An 18,299-nucleotide genomic window follows, 5' to 3' on the forward strand; every position below is an offset into this window, starting at 1 on the left:
ACGCCTGGCCTGGCGCACCCCTACCGAAGCCCTCGACAAACTACTATCCGACCAAGCAAATCCACCCGGTGTTGCAACCACCGCATGAATCCGCCTGGGTTCTCTGTTGGTATGCGAGGGGAGAAGGCACAACGCCAGGGGATATCCGATGCTTCTGCCGGAGGTGCGGGTGTTGTGTTATCGGGTTGGTGGTGGCACGGACCTGGTGGCGGTGTGATGTGCAAGTTCGACAGGTAGTGCACCGGTGAGACGGTGTACGCGCGGACTCGTTCACGCTCAGGTGCACTACCCGGCCACCTGACACATCCTGTCGAGCTGCGGATCACACCGAGTCCGACGTCGCCCTGGAACTCGTCGACCGCCCACACATCAGTCCCCTCGCGTGCGGGGCTCTCGTCGGGCTCGGTCGGGGCCGGTCGGTGGGGCAGCGAGGGGTGGGTCGGTGGGGGCAGCGAGGGGGTGGGTCGGTGGGGGCAATGTGGGGGTGGGGCGGTTACTCGCGGGGGGCCCAGAGTTGGTCGGCGTCGCCTGCTTGCAGGCGGCCTCGGTAGACGTCGATCTTGTGGTCGATGAGTTCGAGGCTCTCGGTGAGGCCGGCCAGTTGGGTGAGGATCTCGGCGCGGTGCGTCTCGAGGAGTTCGAGGCGGTCCTTCTCGTTGCCGCGGCCGGCGATGACTAGTTCGGCGTACCGGCGGATGGTGCGGATGGGCATGCCGGTGGCGCGGAATCTGGTGCAGATCTTGATCCAGTCCAGGTCGATCTGGCGGTAGCGGCGGCGCCCGCCGGCGGTGCGGTCGACGGTGGTGACGACCAGGCCGGCGCGTTCGTAGTACCGCAGCGTGTGGACGCTGACGCCGGTGCGTTCGGCGGCTTCGGCGATGCTGATCCCGCGTTCATTGACTTCGAGCACGCTCTAAATCTTAGCGTTGCCGGTATGACCCTTCCAACGCTCGAGGACACTGGTCTGACCAGTAGACGTAGGTACCTGGTCCTCACGATCTGCTGCGCGAGCCTGCTGATCTCGGTGATGGACATCTCGATCGTGAACATGGCACTGCCCGCGATCCGGGACGATCTCGGCGCTTCGACGGCCGGCCTGCAGTGGACCGTCGACGCCTACACCCTGGTGCTGGCGAGCTTCCTGCTGCTGGCCGGTTCGACCGCCGACCGGTACGGGCGCAAGCGCATGTTCCGCCTCGGCCTCACCGTCTTCGGCCTCGGCTCGCTCCTCTGCAGCCTCGCCCCCAGCATCGAAGCGCTGATCGCAGCCCGCGCTGTCCAGGCCGTCGGCGGCACGATGCTCAACCCGGTCGCGATGGCGATCGTGGTGACAGTGTTCCCGGACCGCGCCGAGCGGGCCCGCGCGATCGGGATCTTCGGTGCGACGGCCGGCCTGTCGCTCGTTCTCGGCCCGATCCTCGGCGGCGCGCTCGTCGACGGCCTCGGCTGGCGGTCGATCTTCTGGGTGAACCTGCCGATCGTCGTCCTAGCGGTGATCTTCACCAGCCTGTACGTCCCCGAGTCGCGCGCCGCACACGGCCGCCGCTTCGACCCGATCGGCCAGCTCCTCGTCGTCGTGCTCCTCGGCAGCGTGGTGTCCGCGATCATCGAGAAGAACGGGTGGAGTACGCCGTTGATCGTCGCGGCTGCGGTTGCCGCCGTACTGCTGATCACGTACGAACGCCGCCGCGCGGAGCCGTTGCTCGAGCTCAGGTTGTTCCGCAGCGTCCCGTTCAGCTCGGCCGTGGTGATCGCGCTGTTCGCCTACACCGGGTTCGGCGCGTTCCTGTTCGTCACCACGCTCTACCTGCAGAGCGTTCGCCACCTGTCCGCCCTGGACGCCGGCCTCTGCATGCTGCCCGTCGGTCTCCTCATCTGCGTCCTCTCACCGCTGACGGGCCGGGTCGTCGGCTCGCGCGGTCCACGTCTGCCACTCGTCGTCGCCGGTACGGCGCTGACGCTCGGAGCGCTCGCCTCGCTCACGATCCAGGCGTCGACGCCGCTGCCGATGGTGCTCGCGGTCTTCCTGTTCTTCGGCGTCTTCCTCGGCACCATCAACCCGCCGATCGCGAACTCGGCCGTGTCGGGGATGCCCGGGTCGATGGCTGGTCTGGCCGGTTCGCTCGCGTCGGTCGGCCGGCAAACCGGTATATCGCTCGGTGTCGCGATCGCCGGATCGATCGTCGGAGCCACCGCGACGACCGATCCGCGGCGATTCGTCCGCGCCGAGCACCTTGTCTGGTGGCCGACGCTCGCGATGGGTCTCGTCGTACTGGCGCTGGCTCTCATCAGCACGAGCCGCCGCGCGCGTCTTACGGTGCAGGAACTGTAGGCAGGCCGAAGTACGTGACGAGGCTCGGGTCGCTGAAGACGTGGATGTGGGTTAGGCCGGTCGGAGTGGGCGTGAGTACGGCGACACCGTACGGCTCGCCCTTGAAGTAGGCCCCCACTGCGGGCTGGCCGTTCGCGATGATCGGGATCATCCGCCAGTCACCCGGTGCGCCGACGGCGGAGGCGAGGAGTTGCAGGCACATCACGCGACCGTTGAACCACGTCGTCGTACCGACCATCTCGATCGCGGCGTCCGCGCGGAGAGCGCGTTCTAGAGCAGCGATGTCGGCGTTCTCGAAGCCGGCGATGTAGTCATCTAGCAGTGCTAGCGATTCGGGGTCGGTGGGCGCCGAGACCTCGCCCTGCGACGGCGCAGTTTCGTCCAGTCGGGCGCGGGCGCGTTGCAGCGTGCTCTTCACGGCCGCGACCGAGGTGTCGAGCATCGTGGCGACCTCGGCGGCGGGGAAGGCGAGGACCTCTCGCAGGATCAGTACGGCGCGCTGCTTCGGCGGCAGGTACTGCAGGGCGGCGATCAACGCCAGCCGCAGGCTCTCCCGGACGGTGACGATCGACGCGGGATCGGAGGCGACCAGGGTCTCGGCGATCGGCTCCACGAAGCGCACCGTGGGATCGTCGGGCGGCACTCCGGGAGTGAGGTCAGTGGCAGGCGCTCCCAGACCGGAGGGCAAGGCGCGGCGGCTGCGCTGCTCGAGCGCGGTCAGGCACACGTTGGTCGCGATGCGGTACAGCCAGACCCGCACCGACGAGCGGCCCTCGAACGACGACCACGACCGCCACGCCCGCAGGTACGTCTCCTGCACCGCGTCCTCGGCCTCGTGCACGGACGCGAGCATCCGGTAGCAGTGCGCCAGCAACTCCTTGCGGAACGGCTCAGTCAGGCCGAACTCGCTCATCACCACTCCCTCGATCGTCACAGCCCCAGCACCCGCCGAGCAAAGCGTCCCATCCGCTGGATCGCATCATCCGCCTCCGGCGCGCGCCCGGCCGCCATCTGGAACGTGTGCTGCATCTCCGGGAACACGTCCAGCTGCACCTCCACCCCGGCCTTCTCCGCGGCAGTTGCGAGTTGTTGCGCGTCGTCCAGCAGTACCTCGTCCCCGCCGACCTGGACGTAGATCGGTCCGAGCCCGGTCAGGTCGCCGTACAGCGGGTTCACGAACGGGTCGCGCGGCGAGCCCTCCGGTCCGAGGAAGATCCGGGCGAGTCCGCGGACCAGATCCCGGTGGAAGAACGCGTCGCGGTCTCGGTTCGCGTCGTACGACGTACCCGTCGCCTCGAAGTCCACCCACGGCGAGAACGGCATCGCGCCTGCGGGCAGCGGCAGGCCGACCGAGCGGGCGCGTAGCTGCGTGGTGATCGCAAGCCCACCGCCGGCCGAGTCGCCCGTGAACAGGACGTGCTCGGGAGCGATGCCTTGGTCGAGCAGCCAGCGGTACGTGTCGACCGCGTCGTCGACCTGGGCCGGATGTGTGTGATCGGGCGCCAATGGATAGTCGAAGACCAGCGCCCGCGCGCCAGCCGCGCGGGCTAGGTGCGCGAACAGCTTCCGGTGCGAGTACTGCGATCCGCCGATGAAACCGCCGCCGTGCAGGCACAGCAGTACCCGGTCCGCCGCCGCCTCGTGCGGCACGATCCACAGCGCCCGGCGGCCGGGCACCGCCAGGTAGTCCACGTCAGCCGGCTCGGTCGTCAGCTCGGCCCAGCGATGATCGGCCAGCTCCTGATCGCCGTCCTGGAGGTTCTCCTCGGCAGCCTTCCGATTCGCGGCCCAGTGCCGCCGTACCGCCTCCGACTCCTTGCTCGCCATCGTGCGTCCCTTTCGTTGCAGGTCTGTCACCGGTACAGACCGAGGACGCCGCGAAAAGGAATCGGTGTGCTTGACTGAGGTATGAGTACGCCTGGGCCGCCGCTATCGGCCTCGGAGGAGCGCACGTGGGCGTTGGTCGCGCACATCGGGGTGCTGGTCGCGGCCTGGCTCGCGATGGGGTTCCTGTGCCCGCTGATCGTCTGGCTGGTGTTCCGGGACCGTTCGGAGTTCGTACGGCGGCACGCGGTGGAGTCGCTGAACTTCCAGATCTCGCTGCTGATCTACTCGGCGATCTCGGCCGTGCTGATCTTCATCACGTTCGGTCTCGGGGTGCTGATCGTCGTACCGCTGGTCGCAATCGGGGCGATCGCGGCGCTGGTGGTGATCGTTCTCGCGACGGTCGCCGCCGCCGGTGGGAACGATTACCGGTATCCGTTGACGATCCGCTTCGTCCACTAGGGTCTGCCCGGTGGAACTCATCGGGCAGGGGATGGAAGGGGCCGTCTACGATCTCGGCAACGGGACCGTGCGGAAGGTCTGGTTCGATCGCCGGCCGGAGGACGTGCGGCCGTTGAAGGCGTTCCTCGACGAGCTGCCCGAGTTGCCGTTCCGGACGCCGCGGATCCGCGAGATCACGGCGGGGGAGGACGGGCTGGCGGTCAGCGTCGAGGACAAGCTGACCGGCGTGCCGCTGCACGAGGCGGGGCTGCCGGAAGAGGTTGCGCTGGATGCGTTTGTGACGGTGGTGGAGGCGCTGCGCACCACACATCCCGGGCCGGCGAGCAGGAAGATGCCGGTGGTGGGGCAGGCGTTCTGGGGGCGTTCTTGGGGTGAGAGTTTGGCGGGCTTGGTACGACGGCGCGCGGAAGTCTCAACCGGTTACCTGGAGCGTGATGTCGCCGGTTTCTCAGGCTTGTTGGAGGAAGTGCTGGACGGCCTCGCTCAGCTCGGGGGTGGGTTGAGCGTTGTGCATGGGGATGTTTGTCCGCCGAACGTGCTGATGGACGGTCGGCGGGTGGCTGCGGTTTTGGACTGGGGGTTTTTGTCTACGGCGGGGGACAGCGCATTCGAAGCCTCGTTGGCGGCGGGGTTTTTCGACATGTACTCGCCGGATGCGCGGCGGCTGGATGATCTGCTGACTGAGCGGTTTGTGGAGTTGGGGCACGATCGGGAGCGGATGCGGTTGTACCGGCAGGCGTACGCGATCGTCACCGCCACCGTGTACGACGAGAACGCCGGCGACGGGCACTACGTCTGGTGTGTCAACCAGCTCACGAGGTGATGGGTGAGCCGTTCCTGAGGTTGTGCAGCTGATCCGGCGCGTCCAGGAGCATCGGGAGCCGGCGCGCATTCAGCGGCGAGACCAGCCCGGCCAGCTTGTCCGGCGCATGCCACGAGATGCCGCGGATCTCGAACCCGTCCGGCTGCAACCGGTCGATGAGCGAGGGGTCGTGCACGCCACCGTCGTACAGGATCTCGACGGCGTCGCCCCAGCCCTCCCACCGCGGCAGCCAGTCGATGGCGAGTACGCCGAGCAGCGGGAGCGCCGTACCGAGCTCCTCCTCCATCTCGCGGGCCGCACCGGTCGCCGGGTCCTCGTCCGGCTCGACGACGCCGCCCGGCAGTTCCAGGTCCTTCTTGTAGCTGACCTGGCAGAGCAGCACCCGTCCGGTGGTGTCGCGTACGACGACGTGCGCGATCACCCGCTTCTTCGGCAGCGTCGAGTCCATCAACGCGGTCCAGCCCGTCACCGTTTCCGGACGGGGGTCGTCGACGCGCATCCCGTAGATCGCGACGTCCCGGCGCTCGCCCTCCACCAGCGCGGCGCCCCGCAGTACACCTTCTCGCCGGAAACCGGAACGGATGGCGACTCGGGCCGACGAGTGCAGCTCGGGGTCGACCTCGACCTGTAACCGCTCGAACCCGAGCTCACCGAACGCGTACTCGGTCACGAGTCGCAGAGCCTGCTGAGCCGCCCCGGGACCGCCGTCCAACGCCCACGTGACCAGCCCGACGCCCGGCGTGGTCTGGCGTACCTCGACCTTGCCGAGAGGTTCGCCGTGCTCGACGTCGAAGGTCACCACCTGCCCGTTCGGCTGCGAAGGGTGCAGCGTCAGGTCGCCATCTGACAGGGGATGTAAGGCGGTCACGCCGTGAACGCTACCCGGTGAAGCGCAGGTACACCGTCGCCAGGGGTGGCACGGACAGCTCGGCACTCGACTCCATGCCGTGCCACGGCACGCCGTTGGCCTCCACCGCGCCGAAGTTGCCCACGCCGGATCCGCCGTACGCGTTGGCGTCGGTGTTGACGACTTCCTCCCAGCGGCCGGCGTACGGCAGGCCGAGACGGTAGCCGTAGTGCGGGAGCGCGGAGAAGTTCGCGATACACGCCACGGTCGGCTCGCCTTCCTCGCCGTACCGGACGAACGAGAACACGTTGTTGCCGGCGTCGTTGGCGTCGATCCAGCTGAACTTCTCCGCGTCGTGGTCGGTCCGCCAGAACGCCGGGTTGTCCTTGTAGACCCGGTTCAGGTCGCGGACCAGGTCCTGCAGACCCTTGTGGTCGCTGTGCTCCAGCAGCCACCAGTCCAGCTCGCCCTTCTCCGACCATTCCGACTCCTGGCCGAACTCACAGCCCATGAACAGCAACTGCTTGCCCGGGTGCGCCCACATCATCGCCAGGTACGCGCGGAGGTTCGCCAGCTGCTGCCAGCGGTCGCCGGGCATCTTCCGCAGCAGCGACCCCTTGCCGTGCACGACCTCGTCGTGGGACAGCGGGAGGACGAAGTTCTCGGAGTACGCGTACATCATCGAGAACGTCAGCTCGTGGTGGTGGTACTGCCGGTGCACCGGCTCGTGCTCCAGGTAGCGGAGCGAGTCGTTCATCCAGCCCATGTTCCACTTGAAGCCGAACCCGAGCCCGCCGAGATGCGTCGCGCGGGTGACGCCCGGCCAAGACGTCGACTCCTCCGCGACCGTGATCACGCCCGGGACGCGCTTGTAAAGCGTCGCGTTCATCTCCTGCAGGAACGACACGGCCTCCAGGTTCTCGCGGCCGCCGAACTGGTTCGGCATCCACTGACCTTCTTGCCGCGAGTAGTCCAGGTAGAGCATCGAGGCGACCGCGTCCACCCGCAGGCCGTCGATGTGGAACTCCTCGGCCCAGTACAGCGCGTTCGCGACCAGGAAGTTGCGCACCTGCGGCCGGCCGAAGTCGAACACCAGCGTGCCCCAGTCGGGCTGCTCGCCGCGCCGCGGGTCCGGGTGCTCGTAGAGCGGCGTACCGTCGAACCGGGCCAGCGCCCAGGCGTCCTTCGGGAAGTGTGCGGGCACCCAGTCGACGAGTACGCCGATCCCGGCCTGGTGCAGCCTGTCGACCAGGAACCGGAAGTCGTCCGGGTCGCCGAACCGCGAGGTCGGAGCGAAGTACGACGTGACCTGGTAGCCCCACGAGCCGCCGAACGGGTGCTCCATCACCGGCATGAACTCGACATGGGTGAAGCCCATCTCGTTGACATAGGCAACGAGCTCGTCGGCCAGCTCGCGGTACGACTTGCCCTTGCGCCACGAGCCGAGATGCACCTCGTACACGCTCATCGGCTCGGCGTACGCCTCGGCCGCGGCGCGCCGCTCCAGCCAGGCGGCGTCGTCCCACTCGTACGTCGACTCGTGCACGACGGACGCGTTCGCCGGGGGAGTCTCGGCCAGGTTCGCCATCGGGTCGGCCTTCTGCCGCCAGACACCGTCCCGGCCGCAGATGTCGAACTTGTACCGCGTGCCCGGGCCGACGCCGGGAACGAACAGCTCCCACACGCCGGAGCCGCCGAGCGAGCGCATCGGATGCGCGCGGCCGTCCCAGAAGTTGAAGTCCGCGGTCAGCCGGATGCCCTGCGCGTTCGGGGCCCAGACCGCGAACGACGTACCGGTCACGGCGCCGCCCGGGCCCTCGTAGCGCCGCACGTGGGCGCCGAGCACGGTCCACAGCTGCTCGTGGCGGCCCTCGCCGATCAGGTGCAGGTCGACCTCGCCGAGCGACGGGAGGTACCGGTACGGGTCGTCGACCTCGGTCGCGGGACCGTCGGTGTAGGTGACCTCGAGGCGGTAGTCCGGGACCTTGTCGATATCGAGTACGCCGACCCAGATGCCGTCGTGTTCGTGCCGGAGCGCGAGCCGCTGGTCGTCGTACAGCACCGTCACGCTGTTCGCGTACGGGCGTAGCGCGCGGACGGTGACGCCGTGCTCGCCGAGATGCGGGCCGAGCACCTGATGAGGATCGTGGAAGGTACCGGCGACCAATCGTTCGAGATCGGTCCGCGCGACCGGAACCGCTGTCACCACAGGCTCCTCGACCGCCACCACCGGCTCCTCAAAAGCTTCACGCTCTCCCATAAGTCCCATCCTGCCCGATCAAGACGCCACACAGTGCACCCCGTACCCGACGAGTCCCGAAGTACACGCACTCAACCAGCCAAAGCGGCGCGAACGGCGTCCAGGCGGGTGGTGTAGCGGGGCCAGGCGAAGCCGGTTCGGGTGTACGCCGTGGTGGTTTCGGTGACCAGGGTGGTGGCGTGGTCGCGGTTGCCCTGGGCTAGTGCGAGGGCCGCGGCGACCGCGCGTGCCGCGAGCCAAGATGTGCTGTGGGCGGGGGTTTCCGCGAAGACTGCGTCCAGGAGGTTGGCGGCCTCGTCTAGTTCGTCCTGGAGGACCAGGACATCGGCCAGGTCGATGTACGCGTGCGTGACGCCGCCGTCGTCCGCGATCGCGTACTCGACCGCGGCGCGCAGGAACTTCTCCCCGGCGTCGAGATCCCCGCCGGCGATCGCGACCAGCCCGCGGATCACCTCGTTGAGCGGCAGGATCTGTCGGTCGTCGAGCCGGCGCGCGTAGTGGTCGGACTCGTTGGCTGCCTTGAGCGCGTCGTCGTACCGCTCCAGGCCGACCAGTGCACCGGCCAGGTTGCTGAGACCACGGGACAGGCCGTGCTCGTCGCCGTACTCGCGGTCCGCAACGATGCACGTCTCGTAGCACTCGAGCGCCTTGGCCGGTTGGCCTGTGTAGACGTACAGCGTGCCGAGCGCGTCGGTGCATGCCGACAGCCTGCGTTCGTGTTGCGGCGAGGTCCGCGCGAGGGACTGACAGGCGAGCAACGGGGTGAACGCGTCGCTGAGGTGACCGCGTTCGATCTCGACGATGCTGCGGTAGTAGAGCGCGGTCAGCGTGAGCGTGTCGTCGTCCTGAGTCCGGGCGAGCGCCTCGGCCTCGGTCAACGACTCCGCCGCCTGGTCGAACTGGCTACGCATCGTCAGTACGAAACCGTGCTTGCTCAGCGCAGCCACCCTCTCGGCCGTGGTCGCACCGGGTGCGTCCGCGAGCGCGTCGAGGTGTCGTGCGGCTTCGGCGTACATGCCTCGGATCAGCCAGGGCGTGTGCAACGCGAGGGCCAGCCGCAGCCCGACCACCGCGCGGTCCGTCCCGGGTGCGCGGTCCAGTACGTCGAGCAGGTTCGGCCACTCCACGAAGACCGCGGCCACGGACTCGGCCGAGGCGAAGTCGTCGTCAGCGCGGCCTACCGCTTCGACGAAGCCGACCGCCCACTCCAGCTGCGCCGCCCGCGCCAGCTCGGTTTCACCGGCCTCCTCGAGTTTTCCGAGCGCATAGTCGCGCACGGTCTCCAGCAGCCGGAACCGCCGCCCGTTCACGGCCTCGACCGTCAGCAGACTCCGGTCTGCCAGCTCAGTAAGCGCCGCTGCTACGTCGTGGGGATCGACAGCGACCTGTTCTGCAGCCTCCAAGGTGAAGCCGCCCGCGAACACCGCGATGCGACGCAGTACGGCGCGCTCCGCGTCGCCGAGGAGCTGGTGACTCCAGTCGAGTGCCGCGACCAGACTGGTGTGCCGCAGTTGCGCATCCCGCGCACCGGCGACCAGCAACCGCATGCGGTCGGCCAACCGTTTGGCCAGCTGCGGCACGGTCAGAGTCCTCGTGAGACCGGCGGCTAGCTCTATGCCGAGCGGGTATCGGTCAACCGCCGTACAGATCGCTGCAACCTGCTCTGGGTCGGCACCCTGCGCGTCGGCTGCAGACCGCTCGCTAAACAGCCGGGCTGCGTCCAGCGCGTCCAGGGGCGGCATCGGCCGGACCTCCTCCGCTGCGAGCTGCAAGGGCCGCTGTGAGGTGACCAGGACCGTGAGGCCGGGCGCCCGCTGCAGCAACGCGGCGACGATCTCGGCCGTCTGCTCGACCACGTGTTCGGCGTTGTCGAGTACCAGCACCGAACCGTCCAGCGCCGCCGCGGCTGCACCGATCGGATCGTGACCGCCGGCGTCGTCACCCGCAATCGCTTCCAGTACGGCGCTCTCACGCTGCAACGGCGCTAGTTCGACCAGCCGTACGGCGCGACTCGCCACGGCCCGCGCCGCCTCGAACGCGAGCCGGGACTTCCCGCTGCCCGGTCCGCCCGTCAGCGTGACCAGGCCGGGCTGGCCGAGCCGTTCCACGAGTGAAGCCAGCTCCTGGTGACGGCCGACGAAGCTGGTCATCGGAGCCGGCAGCGCAGGTGCTGGCTCCGATGACGTGACGGGGGATGAGGTAGTGACGGGGGCTGAGGTGGTGACGTAGGCAGGGGTCGTGGCGGGGGCTGAGGTTGTGACGGAGCCAGGGGTGGTGACGGGGGGAGGGGGCGTGACGGGTTCGGGGAGGAGGGACGGGTCCTGGCGGAGCAGGCGCAGCTCCATTGCAGCGGTGTCTGGGGCCGGGTCCACGCCCAGCTCGTCGGCCAGCCGGCCCCGGAGCTTCGCCAGCCGCGTCAGTGCATCCGCCTGCCGGCCGGTCCGGTAGAGCGACAGGGCCAGCAGGCACCAGAGCCGTTCGTGCAAAGGGTTCTCGGCCGCCAGAGCCTCCAGCTCGCGCGCAGCCTCGGCGGCGTGTCCGAGAGCGAGCTCCGCGTCCAGCCGCTCCACCTGCAGCGTCAGCCGCCACGCGTCCAGTTGCTCGCCTTCCGCCACGGCGTACGGCACCGTGCGCAGATCGGCCAGCGACGGCCCCCGCCACTGCGCCAGCGCGGCGCGTGCCGCCGTACGTACGGCGAAGTGGTCCCCCGACCGCACCGCCGCATGCATCTGCTCGGCCGCTACACGAGCTGCGGTCAGGTCAGTGAGCCGAGCCGCAAGCGCGTAGCCGCCGTTGACCCGGACCAGCGCCTCGGGGGCCTCGATCGCGCCACGCAAACGGGACGCGAGCACCCGCAACCGCTCCGTCGGGCGGGCCAGATCGACGTGACCCCACAGGTCGGTCGCCAGCCGGTGGTCAGGTACGGACAGGCCGCCGGCCAGCGCGAGCCGGACCAGCAGCGCACGCTCCAGCGGGCGGTCGACCGCGACCCGATTGCCGCCGAGCCTGACCGCGAGAGGCCCGAGGACGAGGACCTCTAACTGTGGTGGCTCGGGCGACATACCCAAAAGTATTGCAGTGAGCGTTCACATGCGCTCTGTAATTCTCAGCCACGAGAGGATTACTTGGTGGAGATTTGGGGTATCACCCATCGGCCAACTGCGCGGCGGCCGACAGCGGGATCTGTAGCCAGGTCGGGCGGTTGCGGGCTTCGTAGAGGGTCTCGTAGATGACCTTGTCGGCCAGGAACGCGTTCAGCAGCACGCTCTGCTCGCGCGGATCGCTGCCCGCCGTCTCGGCGTACCCGTCGCAGAAAGCCTGCTGATTGCGGGCCACCCACTCGGCCGCGCGGTACGCGATCTGCTGGTCGCCCTGGTGATCGGCCAGCAGCGACCGGGCCGCGTAGTCGAACGAGCGCAGCATCCCGGCGATGTCCTTCACCTCGGTGTCCAGCGCCCGCCGCTCGACCAGCGACTTGGCCGGCTCGCCCTCGAAATCGATCAGCTTCCAGCCGTCGATCGTCCGCAGCACCTGACCGAGATGGAAGTCGCCGTGGATCCGCTGCACCGTCACCGGCTGGTCGTACGCCGCCAGCGCGTCGAACGCCCGCGCCAGTCCGCCGGCGTACGGCGCGAGCTCCGGGATTGCGGCCGCGGCCTTCTCGAGCCGGCGGCGCATCGCGTTCGCGTGCTCGACCAGCTTGGCCGGCTCCCAGATGTCGGTGCCGAGCGCCTTCGCCAGCTCCGAGTGCACCTGTGCCGTACTCGCGCCGAGCCGGTGCGACTCGGCGGCGAAGTCACCGCCGACCTCCTCGGCGTGCAGGTCGGCCTCGGCGTACAGGTCCCGCACCGACGAGGTCGCGAACGTCCAGCCGTCGGTCGCGTTCTTCTGGAACGCCGTCATCATCGCCAGCTCGCCGCTGTCGGTGCCACCGCCCGCGCGTGGCCACCGACCACGCGCAGACCCCAGCACCTCCGGGACCAGTTCGGACCCGGCCTCGGTGAGCGCCGACTCGATCTCCACCCCGGGGTTGCTCCCGGGCTCGAGCCGGCGGAACACCTTCAGCAACGCGACGTCGCCGAACACCAGCGACGTGTTGCTCTGCTCGACCGTGAGGACCAGCGACTGCGCGTCCTCCGGCACCTCGATCGACCCCTCCGGAGCCTGGACCGGCTGGAACTCCAACCCGTCCAGCTTCCGTCCGTGCGTGATCCCGTCCAGCCAGTACGGCGTCGCTTCCTTGTCGTACAAGGCGTCGTACACCCAGACCTCGGTGTCGCCGAGGTCCGGTTCGGTCCACTCACCGACCAGCGCGTGGCCGAGGTTCTCGACCGGCGTGCGGTGGTAGCTGAGCGGCAGCTGGTACACCCGGATCGGGGATTCCGCCCCGGGTGGCCCCGCACAGTAGACGAACCCGATCCGGACCGCGGGCCAGGCGTCCGCGTCCGACAGCCACGTCGACGTGGCCACCGCTTCGACGTGAACGTCGTGTCCCTTCTCCCCGAACCACCTCTGGCTCGCGCAGAAGGACTGGACCTGGTCCAGATGGGAAGTCACTTAAATGCTCTCCTCATGCTTTTCCGACTGTGCTTCCGGCTTCGCCACCGGCAGCCGGAACCAGTAGAAACCGTGGGCGCCGAGGGTCAGAAGGTAGGGCAACTCACCGATCGTGGGGAAGTGCACGCCACCGAGAAGTTCGATCGGCTCCACGCCCTGCCACTGCCGCAGGTCCAGTTCGATCGGCTGCGGGAACCTCGACAGGTTGTTCACGCACAGCACGACGTCGTCGCCGAACTCCCGGACGTACGACAGCACGCTCGGGTTCGAGCCGCCCAGGTCGGTGAAGCTGCCCATGCCGAACGACGGGTGCTGCTTGCGGGTCTGGATCATCCGCCGGGTCCAGTGCAGCAGCGACGAGGCGTTCTCCATCTCGGCCTCGACGTTCACCGCCTGGAAACCGTAGACCGGGTCCATGATCACCGGCAGGCTGAGCTTGCCCGGTGTCGCGGTCGAGAACGAGGCGTTGCGGTCCGGAGACCACTGCATCGGCGTACGGACGCCGTCGCGGTCACCGAGCCAGATGTTGTCGCCCATGCCGATCTCGTCGCCGTAGTACAGGATCGGGGAGCCCGGCAGGCTGAGCAGCAGCGCGGTGAACAACTCCATCTTGTTGGTGTCGTTGTCCAGCAGCGGAGCGAGCCGGCGGCGGATGCCGATGTTCGCCTTCATCCGCGGGTCCTGCGCGTACTCGCCCCACATGTAGTCGCGCTCTTCGTCGCTGACCATCTCGAGGGTGAGCTCGTCGTGGTTGCGCAGGAAGATGCCCCACTGGCAGGTGTCCGGGATCTCCGGCGTCTGGGCCAGGATCTCCGAGATCGGGAACCGCGACTCCCGCCGTACCCCCATGAAGATCCGCGGCATCACCGGGAAGTGGAACGCCATCTGGCACTCGTCGCCGCCGGAGTCCCGGTCGCCGAAGTACTCGACCACGTCGGCCGGCCACTGGTTCGCCTCGCACAGCAGGACCCGGTCGCTGTAGTTCGCGTCGACCTCCTTGCGGACCCGCTTCAGGAACTCGTGCGTGCGCGGCAGGTTCTCGCAGTTGGAGCCCTCGGACTCGAACAGGTACGGCACCGCGTCCAGCCGGAAGCCGTCCACGCCGAGGTCGAGCCAGAACGTCAGCGCCTCGAGGATCGCGTCGCCGACGGCCGGGTTCTCGAAGTTCAGGTCCGGCTGGTTGGCGTAGAACCGGTGCCAGAAGTACTGCCCGCGCACCGGGTCCCAGGTCCAGTTCGAGGTCTCGGTGTCGACGAAGATGATCCGCGCGTCGGAGTACTTGTCGTCGGTGTCGGACCACACGTAGAAATCGCCGTACGGACCCTCGGGGTCCTCGCGCGACGCCTGGAACCAGGGGTGCTGGTCGGAGGTGTGGTTCATCACGAAGTCGACGATGATCCGGATCCCGCGCGCGTGCGCGGCCTCCATCAGCGCGGCGAAGTCGGAGATCGTGCCGACCTCGCTCATCACGCCGGTGTAGTCGGAGATGTCGTATCCGCCGTCACGGAGTGGTGAGGGCTGGAACGGCGGTAACCAGAGACAGTCGACACCGAGCCACTCGAGATAGTCGAGTTTCTCGGTCAGGCCTTGCAGGTCGCCGATGCCGTCGGCGTTCGAGTCCTTGAAGGACCGCACGAGGACCTCGTAGAAGACGGCCCGCTTGAACCACAGCGGGTCACTCTTCGTCAGTCCGTGGTGCTGCTCCGGCAGCATGTCGGTCACGCTCACCTCCATCGGGTGTCTCCAAACCTAAGGTCCCGTACCCCGTTCGGGCGCACCTAAAAGGGGAGGGCAGTGCGTTGAGCCCGGACGACTCCGGGAGTACAGCGGTGATGTGGTGACGCCGTCGGCCGGACGGGGTCCGCAAGGCGTTCCGCACAGTCTGGCGGCCCTTTGCCAGTACAAGCAAATAGGCCACGCGATCCGCCCACACTGCGATTCGATGACGGCAGGTACGACGGACTTCGGCGCGGCCGGTTCACCGCCGCGGGATCACCGCCGCGGCGACCGCTCGTCACGCTCTTTCGCGGTCTGCTGGCCCGCACCACCACGACCACCACCACGTCGGTACCGCCGCATCAGCCCCCGCACGTTCACCGACTGCAGACCCGGGTACGCCTCGTCCGCATTGACGTTCCGCCCCTCCTGCCCTTCCCCCGAAAGAATCACAGCATCCGGCGTCAACACCTCACCCGCCCCCTGCACACCAGAACCAGGCTCCCTCCGAGACGTCTCTTCACCCATCACCGGGCCTCCTTCTCTCAGTCTGGGGCCTGCCGAAAGCGTAGGACTGTGTGCGGGTCAGTTGTCCGGGACTTCGACGTCGACCACGAGTTGTTCGGGGGCGCCGGAATCGGCTACTACGCGGGCTATCTGGAGGCGGAGGTCGGCGAGGGAGGCCTCGCGGGTCTCGCCCTCGCCGGAGACGAAGATGTCCGGGGTGACGGCCGCCTCGGAGATCCACATGCCGTCTTCTTCCTGGCCGATGATGAAGGGAAGGTGGAGCTGGCGTCGCACGGTCTCTCCCGGGGTCGGTCGCAGAGGGTCAGTCGGCGGGGTCAGTCGCGGGGGTCCGCGGCCTTGCGCGGACGGCGCGTGTACTTGGTGAAGCCGGCCCGCTCGGCGTCGGCCTCGGTGCGGAACCAGACCTCCGGCTTGGTGCGGCCGTAGTACGGCGAATCGGGCGTGTGGAACAGCATCGACTGCGCGTTCCCCTTGATCGTGAACCCGTCCGGCGGCCCCTGATGCGGCACCGCATCCGCCGACCCCTCGCCGTACCGTCCAGCCGGTACGTCGGCAGGCGCGTCCGAAGCCGTGTCCGCAGCCGGCTGGATGTGGTCGAACAGCGTCTCCTCCCCACCCATCAACTGAGAAAACACCGGCTGCCCCACCGCCCCAACCGAACCCCCGGAACCCGCCGGCGCGTGCCCGACGGGCGAGATCGGCTGTGCCGGCTCGGCTGTTGGTGCCGGGGTGGCTTGCTTGGCTGTTGGTGGGGCGGCTGGGGGAGTCAGGTGGTTGGGGGCGGAGGCGGGTTCGGGGTTGTGAGCGGCAGGCTGTGGGCCTGCGGGGGCGGGGCGGCGGCGGTCCAGGAGGAGCCAGGTGATGCCTGCGCCGACTACGAACGCGAGGAGGGAGCCGAGCCAGTTGTCACGCAGCAGCCAGCTCATGAGCGTGCTCCTCTTGCCGAGTGGCGGACGAGTCTGTACACCAGCCAGGCGGCCGCGCTGCCCAGTACGAACGCGACCAGCAGCAGAATCCAGGTCTCGGCGATCAGCCAGCTCATTCAATTCCCCTGCACTACTCGGATCTCGGCGCGGCGGTTCGCGACCCGCCCGGCGCCGGTGGCGTTGGATGCGATCGGGAACGCCTCGCCGTACCCGTGCGCGAGGATCCGGTCCGCACCGACCCCGAGCCGCACCAGTTCGGCCTTCAGCGCGGCGGCCCGGTGCTCGGACAACGGCAGGCTGCTCGCGGGCGAGCCCAGGTCGTCGGTGTGACCGGCCACCTCGACGCGCATCGTCGTACACGACTTGAGGACGGCGGCGGCCTTCAGCACGGACGGCTTCGACGCGTCGTTCACGATCGGCGTACCGGACAGGAAGTTGATCGGGTACTGCCGGCTGAACTCGGCCAGCCGGCTCGGGAAGGTACGGCACGGCTCGCTGACCGCGCTCTTCGGCGGCGCCGGCAGCGCCAGCTCGTCCGCGATCACCGCGCCCGGAACAGCTGCCGCGGCGGCCCGTCCGATCGTCGCCTTGGTCGCCTGGTCAGGCACCTGGCCCGACAACGTGACGGTGTCCCCGTCGTACCGCACCGAGGCATCACCGCCACCGATCGCCAGCGCCCGCAGCAGCGCGGACACCGTCGACGCCTCGGCGAGCCCGTTCGCGGCGTCGATCGTGGTGCGGTCGTCGTACTCGCGGTCCTCGCCGAGCAACTGGTCGACCTCGGCGGCGAGCGCGTCCTTGACCGCCTGGCTCCGCACCGGCGCCTGGACCCGGATCGACCGGTCCGTCCGCCCGAGCTCGAACGCCGGTACGTCGGACTTCTCCGGCGTACTGCTGCTCGTCGGAGCAGGTGTCGGCGTAGCGGCCTGCCCGTTCACGAGCTCGACCGACCGTACGCCGTCGACGCCGGAGACGACCTCCTGGACCACACCCGGATCCACTCCGGACGGCACGGTGACGCGCGCGTTCCGGCCGTCGAAGTCGACGCTTCCGGCTTCGATACCGCGCGCCTTCAGTGCGGCCGTGGTGCGTTCGCGGAGGTCGTCCTCGGTGGTGCCGGCTCTGGCCGGAATCAGCACAGCCGTCAGCAGTACAGGGACTGCGAGGGCCGCGAGCAACCAGATGACGAGCGGCCGTCGAACGAGACCGGGCACTGTTCCTCCGTGGATGCGGTCAGAGTGACCGTGCGCGAGGAGACTACTCCGCTTGGCGGGCCGATCGCACACCTGTCCGAGGAGCGTCGCGAGGTTTTGCGAAGGTTTGCCTGTCCGGTCTCGGACAGGACGCATATGTGCCAGCCCGCTGCCCCGTGAATCGCTTGACTTAGTTCGCACCGTGAACAGTACTTAGGTCCGACCGGTTCGACTGGGAGGGGCGAGCTTGTGATGCCGTTGGAGAGGCCGTCGGATTCGTCGTTGATCATCGGCGTGGCCGCGTCCACAGCCGAACGAGTCCACCTGGCCCGCCTGCTCGGCGGCGCCGACGCGCTGCTCCTGGTCTCGAACGCCGACCAGGCCCGCGCATTCCTCGACCTGACCGGCGTAACAGTCGCCCCGAGCGCAGCTGTCAGTGCGACAGGCGCCGTACCGAAAGTACAGGCCGTGGAGCGGCGGATGCAGGCGGTGCGTGCACCCGAGCCGGTCGCCGAACTGCGCCTGGACGTCGACCGCCGCGTGGTCCGCTGGAAGGACCGCGAGATGCCCCTGACCCGGCTCGAGCACGACTTCCTGCACTGCCTGGTAGCGGAACCCGGCCGCGTATGGACGTACCAACGCCTCCACCACGCCGTCTGGGGCAACGAACACCTGGGCCACGGCTCGCACATCCACTCGGTAGTCAAACGCCTCCGCCAAAAACTCACGAACCTAGGCGCCACCGTCACCATCCACGCAGTCCGAGGCGTCGGCTTCCACCTCCTCCCCACCACCTGACAAACCTGGCCGGTCCATCGTGGGGAATCCAGC

Annotated in this window: 16 protein-coding genes; 4 read left to right on the forward strand and 12 right to left on the reverse strand. The window is 68.6% G+C overall.

Annotated elements, in window-relative coordinates; genetic code table 11:
* Positions 1–493: 493 nt before the first annotated feature.
* The gene (locus tag ACWF0M_RS16020; protein WP_452236422.1) at positions 494–910 is read right to left on the reverse strand and encodes a MerR family transcriptional regulator; all 417 of its coding nucleotides are present in this window, start codon (positions 908–910) and stop codon (positions 494–496) included.
* Positions 911–934: 24 nt separating this feature from the next.
* Between ACWF0M_RS16020 and ACWF0M_RS16025 the strand changes: the two genes are divergently transcribed.
* The gene (locus ACWF0M_RS16025; protein WP_452236423.1) at positions 935–2,332 is read left to right on the forward strand and encodes an MFS transporter; all 1,398 of its coding nucleotides are present in this window, start codon (positions 935–937) and stop codon (positions 2,330–2,332) included.
* On the opposite strand, the gene ACWF0M_RS16030 is transcribed toward ACWF0M_RS16025, so the two are convergent.
* Positions 2,313–3,245, reverse strand: a complete 933-nt coding sequence (locus ACWF0M_RS16030; RefSeq protein ID WP_452236424.1) for an RNA polymerase subunit sigma-70 — start codon at positions 3,243–3,245, stop codon at positions 2,313–2,315. The genes ACWF0M_RS16025 and ACWF0M_RS16030 overlap by 20 nt on opposite strands.
* A 17-nt stretch (positions 3,246–3,262) precedes the next feature.
* On the reverse strand, positions 3,263–4,159 hold the full coding sequence (locus ACWF0M_RS16035) for an alpha/beta hydrolase (RefSeq protein WP_452236425.1): 897 nt from the start codon (positions 4,157–4,159) through the stop codon (positions 3,263–3,265).
* A gap of 81 nt (positions 4,160–4,240) precedes the next feature.
* On the opposite strand from ACWF0M_RS16035, the gene ACWF0M_RS16040 reads away from it, so the two are divergent.
* Together ACWF0M_RS16040 and ACWF0M_RS16045 are read left to right on the forward strand one after the other, a co-directional pair.
* A complete protein-coding gene (locus ACWF0M_RS16040) occupies positions 4,241–4,618 on the forward strand; it encodes a DUF4870 domain-containing protein (RefSeq protein ID WP_452236426.1) in 378 nt (125 codons plus the stop codon).
* Between the two features lie 10 nt (positions 4,619–4,628).
* Positions 4,629–5,441 carry an aminoglycoside phosphotransferase family protein gene (locus ACWF0M_RS16045; RefSeq protein WP_452236427.1) on the forward strand — a complete coding sequence of 271 codons (813 nt, stop codon included), beginning with the start codon at positions 4,629–4,631 and terminating at the stop codon, positions 5,439–5,441.
* On the opposite strand, the gene ACWF0M_RS16050 is transcribed toward ACWF0M_RS16045, so the two are convergent.
* From ACWF0M_RS16050 to arfA, 9 genes are all read right to left on the reverse strand, one after another.
* A complete protein-coding gene (locus tag ACWF0M_RS16050; protein WP_452236428.1) occupies positions 5,431–6,309 on the reverse strand; it encodes an NUDIX hydrolase in 879 nt (292 codons plus the stop codon). The two genes, ACWF0M_RS16045 and ACWF0M_RS16050, sit on opposite strands and share 11 nt — an antisense overlap.
* Positions 6,310–6,319: 10 nt before the next feature.
* On the reverse strand, positions 6,320–8,548 hold the full coding sequence (glgB, locus tag ACWF0M_RS16055; protein ID WP_452236429.1) for a 1,4-alpha-glucan branching protein GlgB: 2,229 nt from the start codon (positions 8,546–8,548) through the stop codon (positions 6,320–6,322).
* A gap of 71 nt (positions 8,549–8,619) precedes the next feature.
* Positions 8,620–11,610, reverse strand: a complete 2,991-nt coding sequence (locus tag ACWF0M_RS16060; RefSeq protein WP_452236430.1) for an AfsR/SARP family transcriptional regulator — start codon at positions 11,608–11,610, stop codon at positions 8,620–8,622.
* An 82-nt stretch (positions 11,611–11,692) separates the two neighbouring features.
* Positions 11,693–13,105 carry a maltokinase N-terminal cap-like domain-containing protein gene (locus tag ACWF0M_RS16065; protein ID WP_452236431.1) on the reverse strand — a complete coding sequence of 471 codons (1,413 nt, stop codon included), beginning with the start codon at positions 13,103–13,105 and terminating at the stop codon, positions 11,693–11,695.
* The gene (gene treS, locus ACWF0M_RS16070) at positions 13,106–14,839 is read right to left on the reverse strand and encodes a maltose alpha-D-glucosyltransferase (protein ID WP_452236432.1); all 1,734 of its coding nucleotides are present in this window, start codon (positions 14,837–14,839) and stop codon (positions 13,106–13,108) included.
* A gap of 258 nt (positions 14,840–15,097) precedes the next feature.
* The gene (locus ACWF0M_RS16075) at positions 15,098–15,349 is read right to left on the reverse strand and encodes a hypothetical protein (RefSeq protein ID WP_452236433.1); all 252 of its coding nucleotides are present in this window, start codon (positions 15,347–15,349) and stop codon (positions 15,098–15,100) included.
* A 57-nt stretch (positions 15,350–15,406) separates the two neighbouring features.
* A complete protein-coding gene (locus tag ACWF0M_RS16080) occupies positions 15,407–15,622 on the reverse strand; it encodes a hypothetical protein (RefSeq protein WP_452236434.1) in 216 nt (71 codons plus the stop codon).
* Positions 15,623–15,663: 41 nt separating this feature from the next.
* Positions 15,664–16,275: a sunset domain-containing protein gene (locus ACWF0M_RS16085; protein ID WP_452236435.1), complete on the reverse strand. Its 612-nt coding sequence runs from the start codon at positions 16,273–16,275 to the stop codon at positions 15,664–15,666.
* A gap of 116 nt (positions 16,276–16,391) precedes the next feature.
* Positions 16,392–17,489 (reverse strand): channel-forming protein ArfA/OmpATb, encoded by a 1,098-nt coding sequence (arfA, locus tag ACWF0M_RS16090; protein WP_452236436.1) that lies wholly within the window; start codon positions 17,487–17,489, stop codon positions 16,392–16,394.
* 231 nt (positions 17,490–17,720) lie between these two features.
* Here arfA and ACWF0M_RS16095 point away from each other — a divergent pair, with 231 nt between their 5' ends.
* On the forward strand, positions 17,721–18,266 hold the full coding sequence (locus ACWF0M_RS16095; RefSeq protein ID WP_452236437.1) for a winged helix-turn-helix domain-containing protein: 546 nt from the start codon (positions 17,721–17,723) through the stop codon (positions 18,264–18,266).
* Positions 18,267–18,299 lie beyond the last annotated feature (33 nt).

This window comes from Kribbella sp. NPDC055110, from assembly GCF_053607525.1.